The 19,062-nt window shown below is 69.2% G+C and carries 16 protein-coding genes; 10 read left to right on the top strand and 6 right to left on the bottom strand.

Going from position 1 to position 19,062, the window contains the following annotated elements:
* Positions 1 to 107 precede the first annotated feature (107 nt).
* From QWG60_RS04950 to QWG60_RS04960, 3 genes are all read left to right on the top strand, one after another.
* A complete protein-coding gene (locus QWG60_RS04950; RefSeq protein WP_146908321.1) occupies positions 108 to 2,918 on the top strand; it encodes a nitrate reductase in 2,811 nt (936 codons plus the stop codon).
* Positions 2,919 to 2,943: 25 nt separating this feature from the next.
* On the top strand, positions 2,944 to 3,870 hold the full coding sequence (gene cobA, locus QWG60_RS04955; protein ID WP_290130938.1) for a uroporphyrinogen-III C-methyltransferase: 927 nt from the start codon (positions 2,944 to 2,946) through the stop codon (positions 3,868 to 3,870).
* Positions 3,871 to 3,949: 79 nt separating this feature from the next.
* A complete protein-coding gene (locus QWG60_RS04960) occupies positions 3,950 to 6,082 on the top strand; it encodes a PhoX family protein (protein WP_146908323.1) in 2,133 nt (710 codons plus the stop codon).
* Between the two features lie 120 nt (positions 6,083 to 6,202).
* On the opposite strand, the gene QWG60_RS04965 is transcribed toward QWG60_RS04960, so the two are convergent.
* The 5 genes from QWG60_RS04965 to QWG60_RS04985 all read right to left on the bottom strand — a co-directional run bounded on the left by QWG60_RS04965 (position 6,203) and on the right by QWG60_RS04985 (position 10,371).
* Positions 6,203 to 6,631: a GFA family protein gene (locus QWG60_RS04965; RefSeq protein WP_035592917.1), complete on the bottom strand. Its 429-nt coding sequence runs from the start codon at positions 6,629 to 6,631 to the stop codon at positions 6,203 to 6,205.
* Positions 6,632 to 6,652: 21 nt separating this feature from the next.
* Positions 6,653 to 7,141 (bottom strand): peroxiredoxin, encoded by a 489-nt coding sequence (locus QWG60_RS04970; protein ID WP_046079069.1) that lies wholly within the window; start codon positions 7,139 to 7,141, stop codon positions 6,653 to 6,655.
* A 33-nt stretch (positions 7,142 to 7,174) separates the two neighbouring features.
* Entirely contained in the window at positions 7,175 to 7,864 is a 690-nt protein-coding gene (locus QWG60_RS04975) for an SDR family oxidoreductase (protein WP_107181658.1), read from the bottom strand.
* A gap of 130 nt (positions 7,865 to 7,994) precedes the next feature.
* On the bottom strand, positions 7,995 to 9,344 hold the full coding sequence (locus QWG60_RS04980) for a NarK family nitrate/nitrite MFS transporter (RefSeq protein WP_035592921.1): 1,350 nt from the start codon (positions 9,342 to 9,344) through the stop codon (positions 7,995 to 7,997).
* A gap of 295 nt (positions 9,345 to 9,639) precedes the next feature.
* Positions 9,640 to 10,371, bottom strand: a complete 732-nt coding sequence (locus tag QWG60_RS04985) for a murein L,D-transpeptidase catalytic domain family protein (RefSeq protein WP_052052335.1) — start codon at positions 10,369 to 10,371, stop codon at positions 9,640 to 9,642.
* 198 nt (positions 10,372 to 10,569) lie between these two features.
* Between QWG60_RS04985 and QWG60_RS04990 the strand changes: the two genes are divergently transcribed.
* Entirely contained in the window at positions 10,570 to 12,222 is a 1,653-nt protein-coding gene (locus QWG60_RS04990) for a L,D-transpeptidase family protein (RefSeq protein ID WP_246124656.1), read from the top strand.
* On the opposite strand, the gene QWG60_RS04995 is transcribed toward QWG60_RS04990, so the two are convergent.
* Positions 12,211 to 13,161 carry a LysR family transcriptional regulator gene (locus QWG60_RS04995; protein ID WP_046079066.1) on the bottom strand — a complete coding sequence of 317 codons (951 nt, stop codon included), beginning with the start codon at positions 13,159 to 13,161 and terminating at the stop codon, positions 12,211 to 12,213. The genes QWG60_RS04990 and QWG60_RS04995 overlap by 12 nt on opposite strands.
* Before the next feature lie 245 nt (positions 13,162 to 13,406).
* On the opposite strand from QWG60_RS04995, the gene rhmD reads away from it, so the two are divergent.
* From rhmD to aldA, 6 genes are all read left to right on the top strand, one after another.
* Complete coding sequence (rhmD, locus tag QWG60_RS05000) at positions 13,407 to 14,591, top strand: L-rhamnonate dehydratase (protein ID WP_046079065.1); 1,185 nt, start codon at positions 13,407 to 13,409, stop codon at positions 14,589 to 14,591.
* A gap of 34 nt (positions 14,592 to 14,625) precedes the next feature.
* A complete protein-coding gene (rhaM, locus tag QWG60_RS05005; protein ID WP_046079064.1) occupies positions 14,626 to 14,952 on the top strand; it encodes an L-rhamnose mutarotase in 327 nt (108 codons plus the stop codon).
* The gene (locus QWG60_RS05010; RefSeq protein WP_046079063.1) at positions 14,952 to 15,842 is read left to right on the top strand and encodes an amidohydrolase family protein; all 891 of its coding nucleotides are present in this window, start codon (positions 14,952 to 14,954) and stop codon (positions 15,840 to 15,842) included. Before rhaM ends, QWG60_RS05010 begins: the two co-directional genes overlap by 1 nt.
* A 77-nt stretch (positions 15,843 to 15,919) precedes the next feature.
* Entirely contained in the window at positions 15,920 to 16,690 is a 771-nt protein-coding gene (locus QWG60_RS05015; protein ID WP_046079062.1) for an SDR family NAD(P)-dependent oxidoreductase, read from the top strand.
* A 56-nt stretch (positions 16,691 to 16,746) separates the two neighbouring features.
* Complete coding sequence (locus tag QWG60_RS05020) at positions 16,747 to 17,547, top strand: HpcH/HpaI aldolase family protein (RefSeq protein WP_046079061.1); 801 nt, start codon at positions 16,747 to 16,749, stop codon at positions 17,545 to 17,547.
* A gap of 47 nt (positions 17,548 to 17,594) precedes the next feature.
* Positions 17,595 to 19,034: an aldehyde dehydrogenase gene (gene aldA / locus QWG60_RS05025; RefSeq protein WP_146908329.1), complete on the top strand. Its 1,440-nt coding sequence runs from the start codon at positions 17,595 to 17,597 to the stop codon at positions 19,032 to 19,034.
* Positions 19,035 to 19,062 lie beyond the last annotated feature (28 nt).

Below are 19,062 nucleotides of genomic sequence, written 5' to 3' on the forward strand. Positions count from 1 at the left end.
ATCGCCATGGCGGCGATCCACGGCAACGACGCCCACCCCCGCGCTTACCCGGCGCGGCGGTGGGCGTCGTCGTTTCGGGACCTGCGATCGCGATCGAGGAGAGCACCATGCAACAGGCGCGCACCACTTGCCCCTACTGCGGCGTCGGCTGCGGCGTGACCGCCGACATCGAGGGCGGACGAATCACCGACGTGGAGGGCGACGGCGACCACCCGGCCAACCACGGGCGGTTGTGCGTCAAGGGGGCGGCGCTGGCCGAGACCCTGGGCGATCATGGCCGCCTGACGCGGCCACGGGTCGATGGCGTCGAGGTCGACTGGGACACCGCGCTCGATGCGGTGGCCAGCCGCCTCCAGGCCACCCGAGCATCCGCCGGCGATCACGCCGTGGCGGCCTATCTCTCCGGCCAGCTGCTGACCGAGGACTATTACGTCGCCAACAAGCTGTTCAAGGGCTTTCTCGGCACGCCGCACCTGGATACCAACTCGCGGCTGTGCATGGCCTCGGCGGTGGCCGCCTACAAGCGTTCGCTGGGCGCCGATGCCGTGCCCTGCAGCTACGAGGACCTGGAGGAGGCCGAGCTGGTGGTACTGGTGGGCTCCAACCTGGCCTGGAACCACCCGGTGCTCTACCAGCGGCTGCGCACCGCCAAGAGCCGCAACCCGCTGATGCGGGTGGTTGTGATCGACCCGCGGGTCACCGACAGCTGCGAGATCGCCGACCTGTATCTGGGACTCAGGCCCGGCACTGATGCCCGGCTGTTCACCGGCCTGCTGGCGTGGATGGCCGACAAGGGCCGGCTCGACGACGTCTATCTGGTGCAGCATACCGCCGGGCTCGACGAGGCCCTGGCCGCGGCCCGCGAGGACGACGTGTCCATCTCGGCCATCGCCGCCGACTGCGACGTCGACGCCGAGCGCCTGGAGACCTTCTTCTACTGGTTCGCCAGCCAGCTGCACGTGGTGACCCTCTATTCCCAGGGCATCAACCAGTCGTCCAGCGGCACCGACAAGTGCCAGGCGATCATCAACTGCCACCTGGCCGGCGGCAAGATCGGCCTGCCCGGCGCCGGGCCCTTCTCGATCACCGGCCAGCCCAACGCCATGGGCGGCCGCGAGGTGGGCGGGCTGGCCAACCAGCTCGCCGCCCACATGGACTACGACTCGGTCGGCGCCCCCGACCGCGTGACGCGCTTCTGGGCCACCGAGCATCTGACGCCGAGCCTGCCCGAGGCGCCGGGGCACAAGGCGGTGGCGCTGTTCGAGGCCATCGAGCGCGGCGAGATCCAGGCGCTGTGGGTGATGGCCACCAACCCGGCGGTCAGCCTGCCCGACGCCAATCGGGTGCGGGCGGCGCTCGAGAAGTGCCCGCTGGTGATCGTCTCCGAATGCATGGCCGACACCGACCTGCTGCCCTATGCCGATATCGTGCTGCCGGCGTCGTCGTGGTCGGAGAAGGATGGCACCATGACCAACTCCGAGCGGCGCATCTCGCGCCAGCGCGGCATGCTGCCGCCGCCCGGGGAGGCGCGCCACGACTGGTGGATCGTCTGCGAGGCGGCGCGCCGGCTGGGCTTCGGCGAGGCCTTCGACTACAGCCACCCCGGCGATATCTTCGCCGAGCACGCGCGGCTCTCCGGCTTCGAGAACGCCCCCGGCGTCCCGGGCAGCGAGGCGCGGCTGTTCGACATCTCGGCGCTGGCGGAGCTCGACCGCGCCGGTTATGACGCCCTGGCGCCGATCCAGTGGCCGGTGACCGCCGCATCGCCCCGTGGCACCGCACGGCTGTTCGAGGACGGCCGCTTCGCCACCGCGGACGGCCGGGCACGACTGCTGCCGGTGCGACCGCGCGGCCCCGAGCAGGCGCTCAGCGCCGAGCGCCCGCTGCGCCTCAACACCGGCCGGGTGCGCGACCAGTGGCACACCATGACCCGCACCGCCCGGGCGCCGCGGCTGATGAATCACCGCGCCGAGCCCTTCATCGAGATCACTCCGGAAGACGCGGCGGCGTTCGGCGTGGGCGACCAGCAGCTGGCGAAGCTGACCGGCGCCGGCGGCGAGTATAGCGCCCGGGTAAGACTGACCAAGGGCCAGCGCCGCGGCGAGGCCTTCGTGCCCATGCACTGGACCGACCGCTTCAGCGGCGCGGCGCGCACCGGCAGCCTGCTCGCCGCCCATCTCGACCCGATCTCCGGCCAGCCTGAATCGAAGCACGGCGCGGTGAGCCTGGCGCCGCTGGCGGTGGGCTGGGAGGCGACCCTGCTGATCGCCCCCGGCGAATCCGGCGAGGCCGGCGACTTCGAGGGCCGCGACGACGGCGCCTACTGGGCGCGCATCCCGCTGGCCCACTGCCAGCGCTGGCAGCTGGCCGGGGGCGAGCCTGGCGACCAGAGAGACTGGCTGGCCTGGGCACGCCACTGGCTGCCTACGGCGCCGACCCTGTGGAGCGACGATCCGGCCGGCGGCCGGCTGCGCGCCGCGGGCCTCGAGGGCGGCCGGCTGCGCTGGTGGCTGATGGTGGCGCCGCCCGCCGAACTGCCGGGTCTGGCCTGGCTCGACGCGCGCTTCGCCGAGGACGCGCTCGAGGGCGACGCGCGCCGTCGGCTGCTGGCCGGCTGCGACGCCGGCGAGGCCGATGTCGGCCCGCTGGTGTGCAGCTGCCATCAGGTGGGCCAGACGACCATCGTCGAGGCCATCCGCGCCGGCGACGCCAGCGTCGAGGCGCTGGGTGCGCGGCTCGCCTGCGGCACCCAGTGCGGCAGCTGCATTCCCGAGCTCAAGTCGCTGCTAGAGGAGCATGCTTCGGACACCGTCGACGCCGGCGCCGATACCGATTCCCAGACGCCCGATGCCAATACACAAGAGGAGAGTGGCCATGCGCGCTCCGAGCAAGCCAAGACCCCCGTTCGCGTCGCCTGACGCCCTGCGCCGCGGTTTCTCTGCCCTGGCACGGCTGGGTTCGGCTAGGTTGGGGCTGGGCCTGTCGCCCCGCTGGAGGTCCGGTCGCGTCGGCGAAGCGGAGGATGATGCCGCGCGTCTCTCGCTGCGCGGCGAGTGTCGCCCCGGGCGGGTCTATCTGGTCGGCGCCGGCAGCGGCGACGTCGAGCTGCTGACGCTGAAGGCCGCGCGGCTGCTGGCTCAGGCCGATGCCGTGGTCTACGACCGGCTGGTCGGCAAGGAGGTGCTGGCGCTGATTCCCGCCGGCCGCGAGCGCTACTATGTCGGCAAGGCCAGCGGCCACCACAGCGTGCCCCAGGACGAGATCGGCGCGCTGCTGGTGACGCTGGCGGGGCAGGGCAAGTCGGTGGTGCGTCTCAAGGGCGGCGATCCCGGGGTGTTCGGCCGCATGGGCGAGGAGCTCGCCGCCCTGGCCGAGGCCGGCGTCTCGGCGGAGATCGTCCCCGGCATCACCGCCGCCTCGGCGGCCTGCGCCTCGATGGGCATCCCGCTGACCGATCGCGCCCATGCCCAGCAGCTGCGCTTCATCACCGCGCAGCTGTGCCGCGAGGGCGGGGCGCCGGATTGGCAGGCGCTGGCCCGCCGCGACGAGACCCTGGTGTTCTACATGGGCCTGGCCAAGGTCGAGGCGATCTGCGCCGGGCTGCGTGGCGCGGGGCTGCCCGACGACTGGCCGATCATGCTGGTGGCCAACGCCAGCCAGCCCGAGCAGGCCGCGCTGGTCGGCACCCTGGGCGACATGCCGGCGCGCCTCGCCGAGACGCCGCTGCCGTCCCCCTGCCTGATCGTGGTGGGCAGCGTGGTGCGCATGGCCGATTGGACGCCGGCCCCGTGGCCGCCGGCGTGGGCCTCGCCGCTGGCCCAGCGTGCGTCATCTTCCTGTCACGCCCGTGGCGCATCATCCCGAGTCTGACTCGATGCCGACGATGCGGTGCAGGAAGGCGTCTCATCGTCGGCCGGATAAGAAGACGTCTGACCGTGAGGAGACCAGGATGAGCAAGGAAATCGAAGATCATCGCCTGTTGAACCCGAGCAGCAACGAGCCGTTCTCCTCGGTGCTGGAGAAGCATGTCTCGCGCCGTCGCGTGATGCAGGGCGGACTCGGCATGGCGGCCATGGCGATGCTGGGCGGCTTCGGCATGGGCGGTCTGGCCGGGCGTGCCGAGGCCGCGGGCGCCGAGAAGACGCCGCTGTCGCTGGCCTTCGAGGCCATTCGTGGTTCACGTACCGACGCCGTGGTCGTGCCGGCCGGCTATACCGCTCAGGTGCTGATTCCCTGGGGGACGCCGCTCAACGGCCAGGCCCCGGCCTGGCGCGAGGACCTGGCCTTTACCGCCGACATCCAGGCCAACAGCGTCGGCATGCACCACGACGGCATGCACCACTTCGCCCTGGACGAGGGCTCTGCCTCGCGCCGCTTCCTGCTGGCGATGAACAACGAGTACATCGACCAGGCCGCCCTCTGGGCGCCCAAGGGCGGGCCCACCAACGCCGAGCAAGGCAAGCGTCCGGCCGAGGAGGTGCGCACCGAGATCAACGCCCATGGCGTGACCGTGGTCGAGCTGCAGAAGATGGACGGCGGTCGCTGGGGCCACGTGGCGGATTCCTCCTATAACCGCCGCTATACCAGCGCCACCGAGATGGCGCTGAGTGGCCCGGTGGCGGGCAGCGACTACGTCAAGACCAAGTACTCCCCTGACGGCACCCTGACGCGCGGTACCAACAACAACTGCGCCAACGGCTATACCCCCTGGGGGACCTACCTGACCTGCGAGGAGAACTGGCCGGGCTACTTCATCAAGGATGCCGACCGCCAGCTCGACGACGATCGCCTCGGGATTTCCACCGGGCGTGGCCGCTACGGCTGGGAAACCGCCGCCGGCGATGCCAGCGAGCGCAACGACGAGTTCGCTCGCTTCAATGCCACCCCGACGGGCGACTCGGCCCTCGACGACTATCGCAACGAGCCGCGCACCTTCGGCTACATCGTCGAGATCGATCCCTACACCGGCGAACGCGCCGTCAAGCGCACCGCCCTGGGGCGCTTCCGTCACGAGGGCTGCTGGCCGGGCAAGCTGGTCGCCGGCGAGCCAGTGGTGTTCTACACCGGTCACGACTCGCGCAACGAGTACATCTACAAGTTCGTCTCCGAGGCCCTCTGGGACCCGGCGGATGCCAACCGCCCGGGCGCCGACGTCGATCGCCTGGCGCTCGGCGCCAAGTACATGGACGCGGGCACCCTCTACGTGGCCCGCTTCGATGCCGACGGCTCCGGCGAGTGGTTGCCGCTGACCCCGGACGCCGAGACCCGCGACGGGCGCACCCTCGCCGAGGCCCTGGGCCTGGCCGCGGACGATCAGGCCGGCGTGATCATCCACACCTGCGACGCCGCCGACCTGATGGGCGCCACGCCCATGGACCGCCCGGAGTGGGGCGCGGTGGACCCGGCCTCCGGCGAGGTCTACATGACCCTGACCAACAACTCCCAGCGCACCGAGGAAGGTACTGCCGCGACCTACACCAACGACGGCGACGATATTCAGGAAACGGGTGTGGGCTATGCCACGGCGCCGACCAACGCCGCCAATCCGCGGGCCGAGAACGAGGGCGGCCAGGTGATTCGCTGGCGCGAGCATGCCGGCTCGACGCGCTTCGACTGGGAGGTGTTCGTGTTCGGCGCGGCGGCCGGCGATGCCGATAACCTCTCCGGGCTGACCGAGCTCAACCAGTTCGCCAGCCCCGACGGTCTGCACTACGACGATCGCGGCGACGGCCAGGGCATCCTGTGGATCGAGACCGACAACGGCTACACCAACGTGACGGAGTACACCAACGACCAGGTGCTGGCGGTGGTGCCCCAGAACGTCAGCCAGGCCGAGGGCGATGCCTCGGTGGTCGGCGGCGGTGACCAGGCCCGGCTCAAGCGCTTCGCGGTCGGTCCCAACGGCTGCGAGGTGACCGGCATCTGCTTCACGCCGGACAAGACGGCGATGTTCATCAACATCCAGCACCCCGGGAACTGGCCGGCCGGCGATGACGCCACCGCCGAGACCCAGGGCAGCGTGCGGCCGCGGGCCTCCACGGTGGTGATCCAGCGCGAGGACGGTGGCCGCATCGGCGTCTGATCGCGCCGCCTCTTCCATGCCCCTTTCCTTGTCCCAATGCGAAGCGCCCCCGGCATCTGCCGGGGGCGCTTCGTTTCGTCGAGCAGGCGGCTGGGGCCGAAACCTAGCCGAGGCACGGCTTCAGTCGTCGCCTCGCTCGAAGGCCTCGAACACCTCGCGACCGGTGAGGTCGCGGGTGTCGTTGGCGAAGGCGTACCAGGGGGGCTTCTCGTCGATGAAGATCTGGCTGTCGAAGGTCCAGGCCTGGCCTACATCGACCAGCCCCGCCGGCACCGCATAGTGCTCGCCGGTCTTGAGGCGATAGAACAGATGCGTGCCGCAGTGGCGGCAGAAGGCGCGTTCGGCCCAGTCCGAGGAGGCGAAGACGGTGACGTTGTCCTCGCCCTCGAGATGGACGCTCGAGACTGATTCCAGCGCCAGCAGCGGCCCGCCGCCCCAGGTGCGACACATCTGGCAGTGGCAGGCGCCGATGTTCTGGCGCGAGGCCTGCACCTCGAGGGCCACGGCGCCGCACAGGCAGCTTCCGGTCAGGGTCATGGCGTCGTGCATGGCATGCCTCCTCGGGCCGGCTCAGCCCTTGAGATGGGCCAGGATGGCGTCGGCGCTGCTGGCCTCGATCACGCCCTTCTGGGTGTCGACGCCCAGATATTCCACCACGCCGTCGTTGGCGACCAGCGCGAAGCGCTTGCTGCGCGTGCCCATGCCGCCGCCGCTGGCGTCCATGTCGAGGCCCAGGGCGCGGGTGAACTCGGCGTTGCCGTCGGCCAGCATGGTCATCGCCTGGGCGTTCTGGTCCTTCTGCCAGGCATCCATCACGAAGGCGTCATTGACCGCCATGCAGGCGATGGCATCGGCGCCGGCGGCGAGGATGTCATCGGCGTGCACCACGAAGCCCGGCATGTGGGTGTTGGAGCAGCCCGGGGTGAAGGCGCCGGGCACGGCGAACAGCACGACCTTGCGGCCGGCGAAGAAGTCGCCGATGGCGAGGTCCTCGGGGCCCTTGGGACCGTTGGTCTTGATCGTGACGTCGGGGAGGCGGTCACCGGTGGCGATCGTCATGGGGTAGCTCCTTGTGATGAGGGGAAATCGGGATCACGCGTCGGACAGCGGCGGCGTGGGGCGAACCAGGATCTCGTTGACGTCCACGTGTGCCGGCTGGCCGAGTGCATAGAGCGCGGCCGCCGCGATATCGCGGGCCGCCAGGGCATGCTCGGGGGGCTCGTCGAAGAAGGGCGTGTCGACCATGCCCGGCTCGATCAGGGTCACGCGAATGCCGCTGCCACGCAACTCTTCCCGCAGGTTATAGCCGAGACCTGTCACCGCCCACTTGGTGGCGCCGTACATCGAGCCTGGGATGGTGGCGCGACCCGCGGCCGAGCCGGTGAGCAGCATGTGGCCGCGCGTCCTTCGCAGCGCCGGCAGGGTGGCCTGCACGGTGAGCCCCAGGCCATAGACGTTGGTCAGCAGCATCTCTCGCCAGGCCTCGTGATCGGCGCCGCTGAAGCCGCCGGGCGAGCCGCCGCGGCCGGCATTGGCGAAGACTGCGTCGAGGCGTCCGAAGCGCTCGAGGATCTGTTCCACCATGGCCTGCTGGGCGGCCATGTCGGTCACGTCCAGGGCCACGCTCAGCACGTTCTCCGGCCCCAGCTCCTGGGTCAGGGGCTCGAGGCGCTCGCGCGCCCGGGCCGTCAGCACCAGCTTGTAGCCCTCGCGCGATGCCGCGCGGGCCGTGGCCGCACCGATGCCGCTGGAGGCGCCGGTGATCAACAGTACCTGTTCCATTCCGCTCTCCTTGCCGGGGCACAGTGTCTTCCAGAATGGCCATATCCCTCGGGGTCTGCAAACCCGTGGCCTGCCAACGATGATGCCCCCGTCGCGGAACGACGGGGGCGCCGGCGGGACGAGACAGGGCTCAGCGCAGCGACAGCGCGCCTTCTTCCGCACCGCTGGCGGCCTCGCGGTAGGCGGCCTGTTCCTCGGCCTCGACCTCGGGCGAGAAGCGCACCACCAGGGCGCACAGGGAGGCGAGGATCACGGCGATGCCGAGATAGAACAGCCCCTGCTGGTAGGAGAGCGACTCGGCGCGGAACAGGAAACCGGCGGCGACCGCTCCGGCGTTGCCGCCGGCGCCGACGATGCCTGCCACCGCGCCCAGCGCCTTCTTGTTGATGAAGGGCACCACGCCGAAGGTCGCGCCCTCGGCCATCTGCACGAACAGGCTGAACACCAGCATGATGCCGATAGCCAGCGCCAGCACATGCATCTGCGAGAAGAACATCAGTGCCACGCCTTCGCACAGCATGGCGATGAACAGCCAGCGGACCCGGCCCTTGAGCCCGCCCTGGCGGGCGAACAGGTCGGAGAAGATGCCGCCCAGGGTGCGCGCGAAGAGATTCATCAGCCCGAACAGGCCGGCGATCATGCCGGCGGTGGCCAGGCTCAGGTCGAAGTTGTCGAAGTAATAGATGGCGGCGATGTTGTTGATGGTCAGCTCGACGCCGAAGCAGGCGGCGTAGACCACGAACAGGGCCCAGACGCGCACGTCCTTGGCGGCGGCCTTGAAGCTGGCGCCCATGCCGTGCTCGCCGCTGGCCGGCGGCAGCTCGCCGCGGGCGCGCAGCTCATCGAAGTTGCCGTCCGGGGCATCCTGGGTGAAGCGGTAGTAGGCGATGCCGGTGAGCAGCATCACGATCCCCGGCACGACCATCGCCAGGCGCCAGCCGAGGGTCTCGCTGACGCCGAGCATCAGGATGCCGGAGAAGATCAGCGGCATCACGATCTGGGTGGTGCCGCCGCCGAGGTTGCCCCAGCCGGCGGAGGTGGCGTTGGCGGTGCCCACCACGTTGGGGGCGAACATCACCGAGGTGTGGTACTGGGTGATCACGAAGGAGGCGCCGATGGCGCCGATGGCCAGGCGCGCCAGCAGGAAGGTCTCGAAGCTGTCGGCCAGGCCGATGCTCATCACCGGCAGCGCCCCCAGGCACAGCAGCCAGGTATAGGCGCGGCGCGGGCCGATGCGGTCGCACAGTACGCCGATGACCAGGCGCACCACGATGGTGATGGCCACCGAGGCGATGATGGTGTTGCCGATCTGGGTCTTGGTCAGCCCGAGGTCGTCTCGCACCACCGCCATCAGCGGGGCGATGCCGAACCAGCCGAAGAAGCAGAGGTGGAAGGCGAACCACGAGAAGTGGAAGGCACGCATCTGCGGCATCTTCCCGTTGAGCAGACGGATCCTGTTGGCCTTGTTGCGGATTTCCATGGGGGTACCTCGTCGAATGACGTTCGAACACGCGATCTCTTGGGCCTTCGCCGTTGAAGGTCGGGTCCGACGCACTCGTACCCCGAGGGGCCTGGTCCACGTCTGGCGCTTACTGCCGATACTTATGCATAAGCATTGCCAGGGTGTCGGGAATTCCGCTTATTCAGCACGTTAGATATTTTTCCGGGAGAGCGGGGGGCGCCGAGGACGGCGCGGTATGGCGCATGACCGGGCCGGTCTGGCCCGGTCATGCGCCGATGTGGTGCTTGTGGCAGCGAGACGTGGCTGGGAGACGTCAGCGCGTCACGGACGCCAGCTGACGGTCGTCTCGGGGGCAGCGCAGGAAGGCCGAGTCGGCCAGCCACTCGGGATCGGGGTAGTAGGTGAAGAGGTACTGGCTTTCCTTGAGGCTGTCGATCAGCGGTACGGCGATCTCCTCGCGCACCGCCGGACAGCCGTGGCTGCGCCCCAGGCGGCCGGTGCGCTCGATGAATGCCTCGCTGACGTAGTCGGCGCCGTGCATGACGATGGCGCGCTGGAAGGCCTGGTCGTTGATGCCGGGCTCCAGGCCCTCGAGGCGCAGCGAGTAGCCGTTGCTGCCCTCGTAGCTGTTGAGGGTGCGGAACAGGCCGATGCTCGATTGATGGCTCTCCGGCACGTTGGAGAACTCGCTGGCCATGGCGTCACCGGAGCCCTGGCCGTGAGAGACCAGCTCGCGGAACATCAGCCGGTCTCGGACCAGGTCGAAGACCCACAGCCGCTGCTCGGTGGAGGGCAGCGAGAAGTCGATCACCGCCAGCCGCTCGGCGCCGGGATCGGCGCAGGAGAGGGCCTGGGCCGCCAGGCGCAGGACCTGCGGGTCGGCGGTGGGGGCGAGGTGCGTCAGGCGGTTCGCCAGCGGGGAAGGCGGTGCCAGCGGCGTGATCGCCCGGGAGAGGAAGTCCCGCGCCGAGGCGGGCGTGGCCAGCAGCAGGGCGGCGGCCAGCAGCGGGGCCAGGCGTCGGCCCCTTGAACGCGGCAAGGGCATACGGCGTCTCATGTCGTAAGGTGAAAGCTCATCTGTCGGTGTTCGGGGCCTCGCCGATCGGTCTTGTCGGGCGTAGAGGCGTCAGTTTGTCGTATTATGGACAAGGCGGTCAGGAAGACCAGTCTCGTCAGCCGAATGCCAGGAGGCCATATCATGCGAGTCGCGAACGTCCTACCACGATATCTGCGCCGAGGCGGCATGATCATGCTGGTGGCGTTGTTGCCGATCACGGCGAACGCGGAGACGGCGTCGGAGGCTGACGCCGATGCCGTCGACGAGTCGGCCGCCCCGGCGTCTCTACTGGACGAGCGTCTCGAAGCGGCTTCGCCGCGGCTGGCGCGTTTCTATGCGCTGCACGGCGGGCTGCCAGTCTGGCAAGATCGTGCGGCGGTGACCACCCTGGTCGAGCTGCTCGAGGCCCTGGAGGGCGACGGTCTCGACCCCGCCGACTACCGCCCCGAGCGCCTGGCGCGCGAGGCCGAGGCCGCGCTCGACCCGGCGGCCTCGGAGGCTGCCCGGGTGCGCTTCGATCTGGACGCCAGCCGCACCCTGCTCGACGCCCTGACCCAGCTGCAGCGTGGGCGCCTCGACCCGCGCGATGTCTACCCCGACTGGGAGATTCCGGTGGCCCCGCCGCGCCTGGACCTGGTCGGCATCGAACGGGCCATCGCCGATGGCGACGTGGAGACGGCGCTGGCCCTGGCGCGCCCCGAAGGGGAGGAGTACGCCGGCCTCAAGCGGGCGCTGACGCGCTATCGCCATATCGCCGGGCTGGGCGGCTGGCCGATGCTGCCGGCGCGCCAGGCGCCGCTGCGTCCGGGCCACGTCGACGAGGACGTGGCCCTGCTGCGCCGACGCCTGGCGATGATCGGCGAGCTCGAGGTGATGGCCGCCGATGTCACGCACTATCTGCCCAACCATCCCGACATCGCCCTGGAGTCGCCGGGCCAGCATCGCTACGACGATACCCTGGCGGCGGCGGTGAGGCGTTTCCAGCGCCGGCACATGCTGGCGGAGGACGGCGTGATCGGGCCGAATACCCGGGCGGCGCTCAACGTGCCGGCCCGGGTGCGGATCGAGGCCCTGCGTGCCAATCTGGAGCGGGCCCGCTGGCTCTCCGGCGAGCGCTCCGGGTGGCGGCTGGAGGTCGATCTGGCCGGACAGCGTCTCGACTACCATCGCCCGAATGGCGAGCGCTGGGGCGCGCGGGTCATCGTCGGCCAGCCCGGCCGCGCCTCGCCGGTGCTGCGCTCCGAGATCACCTACCTGACCCTGAACCCCACCTGGACGGTGCCACCGACCATCATGCGCGAGGACGTGCTGCCCGCGGTGCGTCGGGACCTCGACTATCTGGCCGAGCACGACATGGAGGCGATCGATCCGCAGGGCCGACGCCTGGACCCCGAGGCCATCGACTGGCAGCGGCCGGGCGCGGTGATGCTGCGCCAGCGCGCCGGCCCGCGCAACCCGCTCGGACGGCTGGTGCTGCGTTTCCCCAACGACCATCTGGTCTATCTGCACGATACGCCGGCCCGGGGGCTCTTCCATCGCCCGCAGCGGGCGCTGAGCTCCGGCTGCATCCGCGTGGAAGGCGTCGCCGACCTGACCCGGCTGCTGATCGCCGACAGCCGCTCCGCGATCGACCTTGGCGGGCTGCTCGCCACCGGCGAGACCCGCAATGTCTCCCTGGCCCGGCCGGTGCCGCTGGCCCTCCACTACCGGACCGCCCAGGGCGACGCGAGCGGCCTGGCGAGCTTCCGGCCGGACATCTACGATCGCGACCCGGCGCTGATCGCCGCTCTGGCCGGGCCGCCGACGGCACGGCGAGTCGTCGATCCGTCAGACCGCTGATCCGCGATGCCAGTCGGCGGCGGTGCGGCGCAGGATCTCGCAGAAGCCACTGACTGGCTCGCCCTGGAACGTATCCTTGCGGGTCAGTAGGCCGAAGGGGGCCAGGGCGCGTCCCAACGACAGCGGCAGGGGGGTGATCAGGCCTGCATCGAGGTGGTCGCGCAGCACGGTTTCCGCCATCACCATCAGGCAGTCGCTCTGCTGCACCAGCTGCAGGGCGGCGAAGATCGAGCCGCACTCGATGATGTCGCGGGGCGAGACCAGCCCCGCCGACTCGAACTCCTTCTCCAGCGCCTGGCGGGCCGGCGTGGCCATGGGCTGCAATAGCCAGGGCCATTCCTCCAGCAGTTGTGCCAGCGGCGGCAGCGGTGCTTGGCACAGCGGATGATCGCGACGCACCACGGTGACCAGGGTCTCGTTACCCAGCGGTTCGAAGTCGAACTGGTTGTGCTGGATAGAGGTAGCGTAGCGGGCGATGGCGATGTCGATCTTGCCCTGTTCGAGCAGCTCGACGAGCTGGTCGCTGGTCTCGCCCATCAGGCGGATCTGCAGCATCGGGCGCTCGCGCTTCAGCTGGATCACCGCCTGGGCGACCAGATCGGGGGCCGCGCCCATGATGGTGCCCACGGTCAACTGGCCGCGGCCGCCGAGCTGGTAGCGGTGGATCTCCTCGGCGCAGCGGTCGAGGCGGGTCAGGGCATTGTCGGCGAAGTCGATGAGCATCTCGCCCACGGTGGTGGGCGTCATGCCGCGCGCGGTGCGCTCGAACAGCCGGCAGCCGAACACCTTCTCGATCTCTCCCAGCATGCGCGTGGCCGCCGGCTGCGACATGTGCATGGCCGCCGAGGTCTGGTGCAGGTTGCGCAACCGCCCCAGCGTCGCCACCAGCAGCAGGTGTTTGTAGCGCAGGCGGCTCAATAGCGCCTGATAGCCCTCCATCGTGCGACCTCTTCGATACCTGGAAATTATGGAGTGTCACTCGTCTTTTCGGCTACGACATTGGTCGAATGCCGAATAAAGCGGAGTCTTGTGGCAATCAGCCTCAGCCAGCCTAGCATGCGGGCTACGGCTTTCCGATAACGAAAAGGTATCAAAAGGGCCGTGATTCTCATTGGTCGCCCTCGACACCCTTGGGTAGAACTTCCCCCAGCACCTACTTGCGTCCAACTCCAGAGGGGAAGCCCATGAGCGAGGTCACCATCAAGCAGGTTCGCGCCTACACCGTTCGCGGTGGCGGGGCGGACTACCACGACCAGGCCGAGGGCCACTGGATCGACTCCCAGATCGCCACGCCGATGAGCAAGTATCCGGAGTACCGCATGAATCGCCGTAGCTTCGGCCTCAACGTGCTCGGCACCCTGGTGGTGGAGCTGGAGGCCAGCGACGGGACCACCGGCTTCGCGGTGACCACCGGCGGCGAGATCGGTGCCTGGATCGTCGAGAAGCACCTGACGCGCTTCATCGAGGGTCAGCGGGTCACCGACATCGAGAAGATCTGGGACCAGATGTTCAATGCCACGCTGTTCTACGGCCGCAAGGGGGTGGTGATCAACACCATCTCCTGCGTCGACTTGGCGCTGTGGGACCTGCTGGGCAAGGTGCGCGGCGAGCCGGTGCACCAGTTGCTGGGCGGCCCGGTGCGCGACGAGCTGACCTTCTATGCCACCGGGGCGCGGCCCGATCTGGCCAAGGACATGGGCTTCATCGGCGGCAAGATGCCGCTGGTCCATGGCCCCGCCGAGGGCGAGGAGGGGCTCCGCCGCAACCTCGAGCACCTGGCCGAGATGCGCAGCGCCGTGGGCGATGACTTCTGGCTGATGTACGACTGCTGGATGAGTCTCGATGTGAACTACGCGACCCGCCTGGCCCAGGGCGCCCGGGAGTACGGCCTGAAGTGGATCGAGGAGGCGCTGCCGCCCGATGACTACTGGGGCTATGCCCAGCTCAAGCGGGACGTGCCCAAGGGCATGCTGGTCAACACCGGCGAGCACGAGGCGACGCGTTGGGGCTTCCGGTTGCTGATGGAGATGGACTGCTGCGACGTCATCCAGCCCGACGTCGGCTGGTGCGGGGGCATCACCGAGCTGATCAAGATCTCGGCGCTGGCGGATGCCCACAACAAGCTGGTGGTGCCGCACGGCTCCTCGGTCTACAGCTACCACTTCGTGATCACCCGCCACAACAGCCCCTTCGCCGAGTTCCTGATGATGGCGCCCAAGGCGGACGAGGTGGTGCCGATGTTCAATCCGCTGCTGCTCGACGAGCCGGTGCCCGAGAACGGCCGAATGGCGGCCTCGAAGCTCGACAAGCCCGGCTTCGGCGTGCGCCTGAACCCCGACTGCGAGCTGGCGCGGCCCTACACCCACTGAGCCGCCATGACAACGACGAGCAGGAGAGGACGACATGCCGATCCACGCCTTTCGCATGACCCTGCATCCCGGCCAGGAAGCCGAGTACCGGCGTCGGCATGATGCCCTGTGGCCGGAGCTCGCCGCGGCGCTGGGCGACGCCGGCATCGAGGACTATCGCATCTTCCTCGATGCCGAGACGCACCGACTGTTCGCCATCATGGTGCTGCGCGAGGATCACCGTGTCGAGTCGCTGCAGGCGCTGCCGGTGATGCGCCGCTGGTGGGACTACATGGCCGACATCATGGACACTCATGAGGACAACGCCCCCGTCAGCGTGCCGCTCGACGAGCTGTTCGCGTTCCGGCCCGGAGACCAATGATGCAAGTGATCGACCCCCATGTGCACTTCTGGGACCTCGCCCAGGGCAACCAGCCCTGGCTCGAGCATCCGTCTCCCAACCTGCTCGGTGACTACTCGCCCATGGCCCGTGACTATGGCCTGCGGGAGCTGCTGGCCGACGCCGGCGACATCGAGCTGCTCGGCGCCGTTCACGTCGAGGCCGATGCCGTCGATCCGCTGGCCGAGACCCGCTGGCTGGCCGGGCTGGCCGACGAGGGCACCGCGCCGGGGCTGCCCAACGCCCTGGTGGTGGGGGCCGACCTGTCCCGGCCGGACGCCGGCGAACGGCTCGCGGCCCAGTGTCTGGCGTCCGAGCGGGTGCGCGGCGTGCGCCAGATCCTCAACGTCCATGCCGACCCGCTGTATGACTATGTTGGCCGCCACTATATGGGCGAGTCGACCTGGCGCGACAACTTCGCCCTGCTGGCGCGTCATGAGCTGTCCTTCGACCTGCAGCTCTACCCGTCGCAGATGCCGCAGGCGGCGCGCCTGGCCGAAACCCATCCCGAGATCCCGCTGGTGATCAATCATGCCGGCATGTACGTGGATCGCCATGGAGTGGCCGGCTGGCGCGAGTGGCGCGACGGCCTGCGCCGGCTGGCTGAGCACGATCACGTCAGTCTCAAGCTCAGCGGTTTCGGCATGCTCGATCACCACTGGACGGAGGGCAGCATCCGCCCGCTGATCCTCGAGGCGCTCGATGCCTTCGGGGTGGAGCGCTGCATGTTCGCTTCCAACTTTCCGGTGGACGGCCTCTATGCCCGCTATCCGGCGATCTGGCGGGCCTATGCCGAGATCGTCGCCGATGGCTCGCCGGACGAGAAGCGGGCCCTGTTCGTGGACAACGCCCGACGCCTCTATCGCCTGTAGGAACGACAACCCCCTTGCATCCGGTTCTGTCCCCGAGGGGCGGGACCGGCCTCAACCGCCAGTTTCAGGAGCCCGTCATGCTGCTCAACGATAAATCCGTCATCATCACCGGCGCCTCACGTGGCATCGGGCGGGCCGCCGCCCTGGAGTGCGCCCGCCAGGGCGCCAACGTGGTCATCGGCTACAGCGGCAGCGCCTCCAGCCGTCCTGCCGTCGAGGAACTGATCGCCGAGATCGAGGCGCTGGGCCGCCGCGCCTGTGCCGTCGGTGCTCCGGCCGGCGATCCGGATACCGGCGACAGGCTCGTCGAGGCGGCGGTGGAGCACTTCGGCGGCGTCGACGTCTTCGTCAACAACGCCGGCATCTGCCCCTTCCACGCCTTTCTCGACATGCCGAAGGAACTCTACCTGGAGACGGTCAACACCAACCTCAACGGCGCCTTCTTCGCCGTTCAGGCGGCCGCCAACCAGATGAAGCGACAGGGGCGCGGTGGTGCGATCATCGCCGTGAGCTCGATCAGCGCCCTGGTGGGCGGCGGCATGCAGACGCATTACACGCCGACCAAGGCCGGCCTGCTGTCGCTGATGCAATCCTGCGCCATCGCCCTGGGGCCCTACGGCATCCGCTGCAACGCGCTGCTGCCCGGCACCATCGAGACCGACATCAACAAGGACGACCTGGCCGACGTCGAGAAGCGCGAGTACATGGCCAGCCGCACCCCGCTGGGGCGCCTGGGGCGCCCGGACGACTTGGCCGGGCCCATCGTCTTCCTGGCCTCCGACATGTCGCAGTACGTCACCGGCGCCTCGCTGCTGGTCGACGGCGGGATGTTCGTCAACCTGCAGTAAGCCTGTCGACACGTCTTACCTTTGCTCATTCGCTGGCCGCGCGCCGAGGACACCCGATGCAGATGCCCCCCAACGCTTTCAAGGCCGCCCTGACCCGGGCGGACACCCAGTTCGGCCTGTGGGCCGGTTTCGGCACCGGCTATGCCGCCGAGATCTGTGCCACCACCGGCTACGACTGGCTGCTGATCGACGGCGAACATGCCCCCAACAGCGTGCCGTCCGTCCTCGCCCAGCTGCAGGCCGTGGCGCCCTATGACACGTCGCCGGTGGTGCGGACCGTCAGCCAGGATCCCGCGCTGATCAAGCAACTGCTCGACATCGGGGCCCAGACCCTGATGGTGCCGATGGTCGAGAGCGCCGAGCAGGCCGAGGCGCTGGTGCGCGCCATGCGCTACCCGCCCCACGGCATCCGCGGCGTCGGCGGCGGCCTGGCGCGGGCGACACGCTGGGACGGGGTCGCCGACTACCTGGCCACCGCCCACGAGGAGCTGTGCCTGATCGTCCAGGTGGAGTCGCGGCTCGGCGTCGAGAACGCCGAGGCGATCGCCGCCGTGGAGGGCGTCGACGCGGTGTTCGTCGGTCCCGCCGACCTGTCCATCAACCTCGGTTATCCCGGTGATCCGGGGCATCCGGCGGTGCAGGAGCAGATCGCCCATGTCATTCGCGTGGGCCAGGCCGCCGGCAAGGCGGTGGGCATCCTGGCGCCCCAGGAGGACGACGCTCGCCACTACGCCTCTCAGGGCTGTCGTTTCATCGCCGTGGGCATCGACATCAGCCTGCTGCGCCAGGCCGCCATCGCCAACCTGGGACGCTACCGGGAGCAGGGCGAGGCCGCTGCGCCTTCGCGCCTGTACTGAGGCCGACACGCATCACATCCGCCAACAACGCCAACGGAGACTCCGTCATGTCCAGCCAGCAACCGGTCTACCAGAACTACATCAACGGCACCTTCGAGTCGGCCAGCGAGCACCTCGAGGTCCTCAACCCCGCGACCGGCGAGACGCTGTCGCGGGTACCCGAGTCGCGCGGTGAGGACGTCGAGCGTGCCCTGGCCGCGGCCCGTGGCGCCCAGAAGGCCTGGGCGGCCAGGCCCGCCGTCGAGCGCGCCGCCTACCTGCGCCAGATCGCCGCGAAGATACGCGAGGACGTGCCGCGCCTGGCGCGCATCATCACCCAGGAGCAGGGCAAGGTCACGGCGCTGGCCGAGACCGAGGTCAACTTCACCGCCGACTACCTCGACTACATGGCCGAATGGGCGCGGCGCATCGAGGGCGAGATCATCGAGAGCGATCGCCCCAACGAGAACATCTTCCTGTTCCGCAAGCCGCTCGGCGTGGTGGCCGGCATCCTGCCCTGGAACTTCCCGTTCTTCCTCATCGCCCGCAAGATGGCGCCGGCGCTGGTGACCGGCAACACCATCGTCATCAAGCCCAGCGAGGAAACCCCCAACAACTGCTTCGAGTTCGCCAGGCTGCTCGACACGGTCGGCCTGCCGGCGGGGGTGTTCAACGTGGTCAGCGGCAGCGGTGCCACCACCGGCAATGCCCTGACCGCCAGCCCCGAGGTCGACATGATCAGCTTCACCGGCAGCGTCACCACCGGTTCGCGGATCATGACCAGCGCCGCCGACAACATCACCAAGCTCAATCTCGAGCTGGGCGGCAAGGCGCCGGCCATCGTCCTCGACGATGCCGATATCGGCCAGGCGGTCCGAGCGATCCGTGGCTCGCGCATCATCAACAGCGGCCAGGTCTGCAACTGTGCCGAGCGGGTCTACGTGCAGCGCGGCGTCGCCGACGAGTTCATCGAACGCATGGCCAAGGCGATGGGGGCGACCACCTATGGCGATCCGCTGGCCCAGCCCGACGTCGAGATGGGCCCGCTGATCAACCAGGCAGGCCTCGACAAGGTCGGTGCCATGGTCAAGACCGCGCTGGCCGACGGCGCCGAGTTGGTCACCGGCGGCGGCCTCGGCGACCAACCCCGCGGCTACCACTACCAGCCCACCGTGCTGACCGGCTGCCGGCAGGACATGCAGATCATGCGCCAGGAGGTGTTCGGCCCGGTGCTGCCGATCCAGGTGGTCGAGGACATGGACGAGGCCATCGCCCTGGCCAACGACTCCGACTACGGCCTGACCTCGTCGATCTACACCCGGAACCTGGCCAGTGCCATGCGAGCCTGCCGCGAGATCGACTACGGCGAGACCTACATCAACCGCGAGAACTTCGAGGCCATGCAGGGCTTCCACGCCGGGGTGCGCAAGTCGGGCATCGGCGGTGCCGACGGCAAGCACGGCCTCTACGAGTACACCCACAGCCATGTGGTCTACCTCGAGACCTGAGGGCCCGCCTTCCCAACAATAACGAGAG

It is taken from the genome of Halomonas halophila, assembly GCF_030406665.1.
GTDB classification, from domain to species: Bacteria; Pseudomonadota; Gammaproteobacteria; order Pseudomonadales; family Halomonadaceae; genus Halomonas; species Halomonas halophila.